Annotated in this window: 9 protein-coding genes; 4 read left to right on the forward strand and 5 right to left on the reverse strand. The window is 47.7% G+C overall.

Translation table 11 applies throughout. The features are described from left to right. Positions 1–668: hypothetical protein (locus GPLA_RS12320; RefSeq protein WP_226993103.1), on the reverse strand; the 668-nt coding region annotated here is incomplete at its 3' end. Positions 669–798: 130 nt separating this feature from the next. Here GPLA_RS12320 and tnpA point away from each other — a divergent pair. The 4 genes from tnpA (at position 799) to GPLA_RS12340 (ending at position 4,818) form a co-directional block, all read left to right on the forward strand. Then, positions 799–1,101, forward strand: a complete 303-nt coding sequence (gene tnpA / locus GPLA_RS12325) for an IS66 family insertion sequence element accessory protein TnpA (RefSeq protein ID WP_007105252.1) — start codon at positions 799–801, stop codon at positions 1,099–1,101. Positions 1,102–1,107: 6 nt separating this feature from the next. Continuing rightward, positions 1,108–1,458, forward strand: coding sequence for an IS66 family insertion sequence element accessory protein TnpB (gene tnpB, locus GPLA_RS12330; RefSeq protein ID WP_007105253.1), 351 nt, complete (start codon positions 1,108–1,110; stop codon positions 1,456–1,458). 68 nt (positions 1,459–1,526) lie between these two features. Continuing rightward, on the forward strand, positions 1,527–3,113 hold the full coding sequence (tnpC, locus tag GPLA_RS12335) for an IS66 family transposase (protein WP_015005934.1): 1,587 nt from the start codon (positions 1,527–1,529) through the stop codon (positions 3,111–3,113). A 232-nt stretch (positions 3,114–3,345) separates the two neighbouring features. Beyond that, entirely contained in the window at positions 3,346–4,818 is a 1,473-nt protein-coding gene (locus GPLA_RS12340; RefSeq protein WP_040514660.1) for a transposase, read from the forward strand. 96 nt (positions 4,819–4,914) lie between these two features. Here GPLA_RS12340 and GPLA_RS12345 read toward each other — a convergent pair whose 3' ends face one another. The 4 genes from GPLA_RS12345 to GPLA_RS12360 all read right to left on the reverse strand — a co-directional run bounded on the left by GPLA_RS12345 (position 4,915) and on the right by GPLA_RS12360 (position 7,193). Further along, positions 4,915–5,295 carry an LpxL/LpxP family acyltransferase gene (locus tag GPLA_RS12345; protein ID WP_007105256.1) on the reverse strand — a complete coding sequence of 127 codons (381 nt, stop codon included), beginning with the start codon at positions 5,293–5,295 and terminating at the stop codon, positions 4,915–4,917. Between the two features lie 181 nt (positions 5,296–5,476). Continuing rightward, a complete protein-coding gene (locus tag GPLA_RS12350) occupies positions 5,477–5,755 on the reverse strand; it encodes a peptidylprolyl isomerase (RefSeq protein WP_007105257.1) in 279 nt (92 codons plus the stop codon). A 110-nt stretch (positions 5,756–5,865) separates the two neighbouring features. Then, positions 5,866–6,246, reverse strand: a complete 381-nt coding sequence (locus GPLA_RS24345; protein ID WP_007105258.1) for a YkvA family protein — start codon at positions 6,244–6,246, stop codon at positions 5,866–5,868. A gap of 62 nt (positions 6,247–6,308) precedes the next feature. Further along, entirely contained in the window at positions 6,309–7,193 is an 885-nt protein-coding gene (locus GPLA_RS12360) for an alpha/beta fold hydrolase (RefSeq protein ID WP_007105259.1), read from the reverse strand. Between the last annotated feature and the right edge of the window lie 191 nt (positions 7,194–7,384).

Raw genomic sequence — 7,384 nt, forward strand, 5'->3', positions numbered from 1 at the left:
ACTGGGGTCACAACATCGAACAGTGCCGACAGCAGCGCTTCGCCGACTGCGCGCGGCTCCGCAAGATCCTCTAGCAGTCCCGACGTTTCGCCGTGGGCAAGCTTGTTGCGGCCTTCTCGATAGACTTTGTGGACTGCTGCGGCCACCGTGAGCGCGCCCTCGGGCACGGTCTCGCCCTCGGGTTTGAGCGCGGTCTCGGCGAAGCTTATCATATCGTTCGCCTTTCCGCCTGCGCCCGACAGCCCGTCAGCGGCACAGCCATAGTTCACCACCGCCATGAAGTCGGAAGCCTCGCGACGAGCTTCGCCGACCCAGTACAGCGCATTGGCCCAGCGTTCGACGAGATGCAGCGCATGTCCGCTTCGTCGTCCATCGATGTAGTGCTGCAAGATGTGCCCGGCGGCATCCAGAAAGGATTGCTCGCCTGCCATCTTGGCGGCCAGCGCTCCGGGGCGTCCGCCAATGCCAGGCATCTGTACGCTCGATCCACGCAATATCCGCCCGTCCAGCGTGGTCGCGAAACGGTCCTCTGCAAAAAGATGCTGCCTGCCGGCTTTGGTAAAGCGTCGCGCATCCTCGACCTGGAACCTCAGTCCAATTGCGTCAATCGCCAGCCCCACCACGATGGATGCTTTGAAATGTGACCGAGCATGTTCATGCCCCTCCATCCGGATGGTCGCTACCCAGCTGTAGTGGCGCAGCGTGCGCAGAATATCCGTAAGCGATCTATAAACACCATTCTAGCCTGAGCCAGCACGGCCTGTCATAGTCGCTCCTCCATTTATCGAGGGCATTCCCATGAAAAAACAGCAATGGCAAACTCATGTTAAGGCGTACAATAGCAGCGGCCTATCTAAGCGGGAGTATGCTGACAGTCACAAGCTGGTTTATCACCAATTCGTGTACTGGTCTCAAAAATTCAATAAGGCCAAATCACCAAGCGCATTTATTCCAGTCAATGTAACAGCTAAGGCTCAACTTCAGCCACAACCTAAAGCTGCATGCGTTCCACTAGGTGTCCTGGAATATCCCAATGGTGCACGTCTAGTGATTCACTCCCCTGAATTACTGGCACTGTTACCCAGCCTTCTCACGAGATAGTCAGCCATGCTGTTACCGTTCAATACCACTATTTGGTTTTACCGGCAGCCGATTGACTTTCGTAATCAGATCGATGGCATTGTTATTTTGGTGGCTGATACGCTGCAAAAAAATCCTGTTTCAGGTCAGCTCTTCGTTTTTAGAAATAAAAAGGCCGACAAATTAAAAATGTTGTATTGGGAGTCGGGTGGTTTTTGGCTGCTATACAAACGTTTTGAAAAAGGGATATTTAAGTTTCCCGGTGTTGTCGACGAAGCAATGGAGCTGTCCATGCAGCAATTGCAGTGGTTGTTGTCAGGGATTGATTTTACGCAACAAAAACCGCCTGAAAAATGCCAATACACGCGGTTTTATTAACACTATTTTCACTTTTGACTATCAGAATAGTCTATAATAACAGGCATAAAAACACTGTGCAGTCCATCATGACCGACACTGAAAAATCCTTACAGCATCAAGTCGACCAGCTCACCCTGGAATGCGATTTGTTGCGAAAAAAGTATCAGCAATCTGAACAAGCCTATGCGCTATTATTGCATCAATTAAAACAGATGATTCGGCATCGGTTTGGACAGAAGTCAGAACGCTATATCGATCTCGATAATCCACAACTGGCATTGTACGGTGATGCGACTCTCGAGCCAGTAGCTGATGAAGAAGAGGATCAGGAAGCCCGCGATGACCTAGGCGGCAATGTCATCGCTATTCACTCAAAGCGCGACACCAAAAAGCCAAAGAAAACCTTTGCTGAGCATCTACTGCGTAAAGAGCAGATAATCCCCGTAGAAGCGCACCACAAAATCTGTCAGTGCGGTTGCCAAAAGAAGGTGATCAATCACGAACGTCATGAACGGCTTAATTATCAGCCCCCGGTTTATGAAGTCATTGTCGAACTGCGTGAAGTGGTGGCTTGTCCGAAGGGCTGCCACGGTGAAGTTACCACGGCAAATAAGCCTAAACACATCCTGCCCAAGGCGTCATTTACTGAATCTGTTTTGGCCTACATCATCGTTAGTAAGCTCGACGACCGCCAGCCTTACTACCACCTAGAAAAACAATTCGAAAAAAGGGCAGGATTTAAGCTATCAAGACAAACCATGGCCCGCGCTGTCATCGATTGCACTAATCCTTTATATCCCTTGTTCAATTTAATGAAAGATGAAGTCATAGACTATGGTGTGGGGGCGTTAGATGCCACCACGCTGCAAGTATTAAGCGAACCAGGCCGATCGGCTACCACAAAATCCTATGCATACTGCTTTCGCGGTGGAGCACCGGGGAAGGAGGTTGTTCTTTATGAATATAATGCGATAAAACATAAGCCGTTTGTGAATGATTGGTTTGCGGGCTTTAGTGGCACACTACATTGTGATGGCGATCCATTTTTTGATTTGTTATTTGAATCCGAGACGGTTAAGCCCAGTTTTTGTAATACTCATGCACGACGTAAATTTGAGCCCATTGCCCTAGCCAGCGAAGGGAACGGTTTGGCCAAGCAGGCGATGCGATTCTATAAGCGACTTTACGGCATTGAGCGCAAAGCCAAAGATGAGAAGATGACGCCCGCGCAGCGCTATGCTTTGCGACAACTGCGCTCAAAACCCATCATGGAAGAATTTAAGCAGTGGCTTGATGAACACTATCCCTCGGTACTGCCGAAATCATCTTTAGGCAAAGCCTTTTCCTACACACTGAAGTTTTGGGATGGCCTGTGTGAATTTCTCAACGATGGTCGCTTAGAAGCCGATAACAATTTGACGGAACAGGAAATCAAACCCTTTGTCATTGCCAGAAAGAATTTTTTATTTTGCAGCTCTGTGAATGGCGCTAAAGCGTTGTGTCTTCACTTCAGCCTGATTAGGACAGCTAAGTGCCATGGGTTAGATCCTTATCGGTATTATGTCGAAATATTGAAAGCCATCCCCTATTGCCAAACGGTGGAAGACTACGAGGCCCTACTGCCTTGGAATATCGCACTGGCCCGGGTGGGCGCCGTCGACATCGCGGCCTAGCGAGTTAAATAAACCTGCATATCGTAGGTGGCTGATCTTTAACAGCGTGTTTACTTCTGGGGGTACTGAAAATAAACAGGTGCCCCCTCAAATGAGGTTGTAAGTCAGAATTTTCAATGGATACTTTTGGCTGACACACTCATCGCCATGAAATAACGCAAGGATGCGTTGTATGACCCAGCCAAGGCCGGAAAGCTTGCCCCGCGAGCACAGCGAGTGCTCTGAGTACAGGATGTCTGACGGTGATGTGTTTAGCTATGCCCGACACCGACCAGAGCAAACACTGCTTTATCAACTCATCGAGCGCTATTGGCCCGATTTTCAATTGTATATCAGTGAGAGGGAGCATTTTTTACCTCGCCATGTCGCACGAGAATTTAATGAATACCTTGAATGTGGCAGGCTCGAAAATGGATTCCTGCGGGTCCGCTGTGAAGATTGTCACCTTGAACACCTGGTAGCGTTTAGCTGCAAACGCCGAGGCTTTTGCCCCAGCTGTGGAGCGAGGCGAATGGCAGAAACAGCAGCGCTGTTAGTCGATGACGTCTTACCGCACAAACCTATCCGTCAATGGGTACTCAGTTTTCCATACCCGCTGCGATTCCTTTTATCCAGCAACCCTCTGGTCATGAGTAAGGTGCTGGGCATTGTTAACCGAGTCATTTCAACGCACTTGATCAAAAAAGCGGGGGTTAAAGCCACACAAGCACAAACGGGCGCCGTTACTCTGATACAGCGTTTTGGCTCCGCGCTAAATCTTAATGTCCATTTTCATATGCTCTTTATTGACGGAGTCTACCAAGAAAAACACAACGGACAATTGAGGTTTCACCGCGTTAACGCGGCGACCACCAGTGAACTCAATACGCTGGTGGCAACAATTAGCCAGCGTGTTGCAGGCCATTTAGAGCGCCAGGGATTGTTGGTGCGCGATGATGAAAGCAGTTATCTGACGCTAGATTTACAAGACGACGATGCGATGAACCAGCTTCAGGGGCACTCCATCACCTATCGTATTGCAGTGGGCCCACAACAGGGCCGCAAGGTCTTCACACTACAAACAATCCCATCCTGGGAAGATGATGATTTTGGTACAAACCAGGTCGGTAAAATCGCCGGTTTCTCCCTGCATGCCGGGGTGGCTACAAAAACACGAGAACGCAAAAAGCTGGAACGCTTGTGCCGCTATATTTCCCGCCCTGCGGTATCAGAAAAGCGACTGGCACTGACTTCGCAGGGCAAGGTCAGGTATCAGCTAAAGACGCCCTACAGAGATGGCACAACACACGTTATCTTCGAGCCGTTAGATTTCATGGCGAAATTAGCAGCCTTGGTTCCGAAGCCACGCGCAAATTTGACGCGGTACCATGGTGTACTGGCCCCTAACAGCAAGCGGCGTATCTTTGTTACTCCCGCTAAGCGCGGCAAGGGAAGCACTCAAAAGCAGTGCGTGAAGGCTGATGAGCCTGCGCGGGTTGATTGTCATCAAAGCATGACGTGGGCCGAGCGGCTTAAGCGCGTATTCAATATTGATGTGACTATCTGTAGCTGCTGTGGTGGCGCGGTGCGCATTATTGCTTGTATTGAAAACCCATCGATCATCAGTAAGATTTTAGCTCACCTGGATGCGAAGTCCGGGGCCGCTGTAGCAGTGAATCAATTAGCAGAGCCCCGCGCCCCGCCACAAGAGAGCTTGTTCGATTAGGGAAGCAAGGGAGAGGATGATAGGTGCTACTCAAGGATGAGGCTGGCAGGATAGGGTGCGGGTCGGAATGCGCAAAACGCTAAAAAGGTCGGCGCATTATTGATTTGTGCTTAATAATGGTACCGCTAATGGGTTGATAATAACTTGGCGATTGCTAATAGCCTGTTTTTTATTGTAGATTGGGAAGATGACGGGGGTATTAATCCTACCTATACCCAATACCGACGATGATAGGTTCGCGACGACCAACTTTTCCCGCTCCGCCTCTGATTTTTCAATAAAACATAAGTCTATATTACGGCGGATCGTTCTAATGCGGCTATTGCGACTATTTGCTAGTCTGCGAGCAACCCAACCCGAGATACCGCTTTGCCAGGGTCTGGGTATCTGAGCGAGCAGCCAGGTGAAACCAACGATTAACCATGAAAGCCAGTATTTCGGGTGTAAATAAGCGGGTTTGAATTTTTCAAATGACATATGAGAGTAGAATTTATTCAGATTTAATCGGCTACTTCAAACATCCGTTTTTATTATTAAAGGGCACGCCTGATAGCTAGCGTATCGTTAGTAAAGTCCTATTACAAGATTTAAGCCTTGAAATTTCTTATCACGAAACAGCGAATGCTATTGAGCCGGTCGAATACTATTAAAGAAAGGACTAAGTACGATAAATAGTTTCAATTAAGTGGTAACCAAACTTAGTTTTAATCGGCCCGTGTACCGTTAACAGCGGTTTTTTGAACACGACATTGTCAAAAGCCTTCAGCATTTTACCTGGGCCAAACTCACCGAGGTCGCCACCACGTTTCGCTGAATGACATTGCGAGTGCTTTTTAGCCAGACTGGCGAAATCCGCGCCATCTTTTAATTGTCGTTTCAGCGCTTCCGCCTGTTCTTTGCTTTTAAGCAAAATATGTCTCGCACACGCCTTAGCCATTTATCACCTGATTTATTTATCTCTCTATTTTTAATGCGGCCTGTTATTTTGCACCGAGTTAAACTCAGCTGTCTAGCCGATTATTTTATATCAAACAGCCTTCTTTATTGTCAGACGATACCGACAATCCAGTAACAAAAGAACCACAGTGCAAGTAGCCATAACAGTACGAAAAATCCAGCAGTAACGTAACTGACAGGCCAGTTTAACGTTTTTTTAGCTTGCTCACGAGCCGATACTAACACCTCAGGAGGGGTAAATCTGATGACCAGTGCTAAGCCCAATGGAATCAATAATAAATCATCGAGATAGCCGATAACTGGAATAAAGTCAGGAATCAGGTCAATAGGGCTAAACGCATACGCCGCGACGAATAAAGCCAACCCTCGAACAATCATGGGAGTGCGCGGGTCACGTGCGGCGAAATACACCGTCAGCGTATGTTGCTTTAGTTGCTTAGCCTGCCCCTTTAATACGCTTAATATAGTCATCTTTTTAATGAAAAAAAACCTATGTAACCTACACCACACTCCAGCTTAGCAGTTTACTAAAACTATACTTTTGATGTTTTAAGAAACTGCAAGATTCGCTGGTTCACCTCTTCTGGTTTTTGCAGCACCAGAAAGTGCCCAACGTCTTTCACCCATTCGGCTTTCGAACCGACGCCCAAATAGTTAACCACGTCTTTTAAACCCGCATCATCAAGCGCGATACAACCATCATTTGTTCCATGAAGATAAAGCGCTGGTTGGGAAATAGGCTGCCCCCAAACTGCAGCGTGTTTTTCCATCTCATCAGGCATACCAAAAAGGCTAGGATTGAATAAGTCGCGATAATAAGCCATTGCGGCCCTCAGGTTAGCCGGATTGCTGAAACATTTTTTCACCTGATACAAATCTTCGCTCGCATCATAACCCGGCGACCAATCAGCCCATAAGCCATCGATAAACGCAAAATTATCCATAGCAACAATCGCTTCAGAAATATCCATTTGGAAAAACCAGAAATAGAAAGAACGTTTAATTTGCTCGTATTGAAAAACATAATTGCCGAATATCGCGAGTGGCGGCACACTCATTATCGCGGCGCTACTCCAGCGATTTGGTTCTGCTGCCAAAGCGCCATAGGCAGCAACAGCACCCCAGTCGTGTGCAATCAATACCGCATCGCCTGCTCCACCTAAGGCTTCGTGCAGTGCATTAAAGTCGGCAGCGCGCGTTTTTGTAGAGTAATCACCATTTTCAGGAATGGCCGTAGGAGCATAACCTCGGATGAATGGCGCGACGGCTCGATAACCAGCCTTTGCCAATTCTGGCATCAGGTGACGAAAGCTATACGGCGAATCTGGAAAACCGTGTACACAAAGAGCCAACGGGCCAGATCCTTCCTCCAAATAGGTGAAATCCAATCCGTTAGCATTAATGCGTCCTTCTTTCATTTTTGTTCTCCGGTTATTTGATTATCAAATGTGCTATCGATAGTCGCTTTAATACTACAAGTTAATTCTGCATTAGCAAACGATTATTTAAGCAGTTACAGCCGTAATTTCAAGCTGATTAGCATTGTAAACCTTGATACTTGGACGTCAATAGCCACACCAGCCTTTTAGTGCAAAAAACACTCTAAAAT

This window comes from Paraglaciecola polaris LMG 21857 (assembly GCF_000315055.1).
Lineage (GTDB): Bacteria > Pseudomonadota > Gammaproteobacteria > Enterobacterales > Alteromonadaceae > Paraglaciecola > Paraglaciecola polaris.

Bases quoted from the DNA above. Each gene is read 5' to 3' on its own strand.
- tnpA (WP_007105252.1), top strand. From the start codon at position 799: ATGAAAAAACAGCAATGGCAAACTCATGTTAAGGCGTACAATAGCAGC.
- tnpB (WP_007105253.1), top strand. From the start codon at position 1,108: ATGCTGTTACCGTTCAATACCACTATTTGGTTTTACCGGCAGCCGATT.
- tnpC (WP_015005934.1), top strand. From the start codon at position 1,527: ATGACCGACACTGAAAAATCCTTACAGCATCAAGTCGACCAGCTCACC.
- GPLA_RS12340 (WP_040514660.1), top strand. From the start codon at position 3,346: ATGTCTGACGGTGATGTGTTTAGCTATGCCCGACACCGACCAGAGCAA.
- GPLA_RS12345 (WP_007105256.1), bottom strand. From the start codon at position 5,295: ATGTCATTTGAAAAATTCAAACCCGCTTATTTACACCCGAAATACTGG.
- GPLA_RS12350 (WP_007105257.1), bottom strand. From the start codon at position 5,755: ATGGCTAAGGCGTGTGCGAGACATATTTTGCTTAAAAGCAAAGAACAG.
- GPLA_RS24345 (WP_007105258.1), bottom strand. From the start codon at position 6,246: ATGACTATATTAAGCGTATTAAAGGGGCAGGCTAAGCAACTAAAGCAA.
- GPLA_RS12360 (WP_007105259.1), bottom strand. From the start codon at position 7,193: ATGAAAGAAGGACGCATTAATGCTAACGGATTGGATTTCACCTATTTG.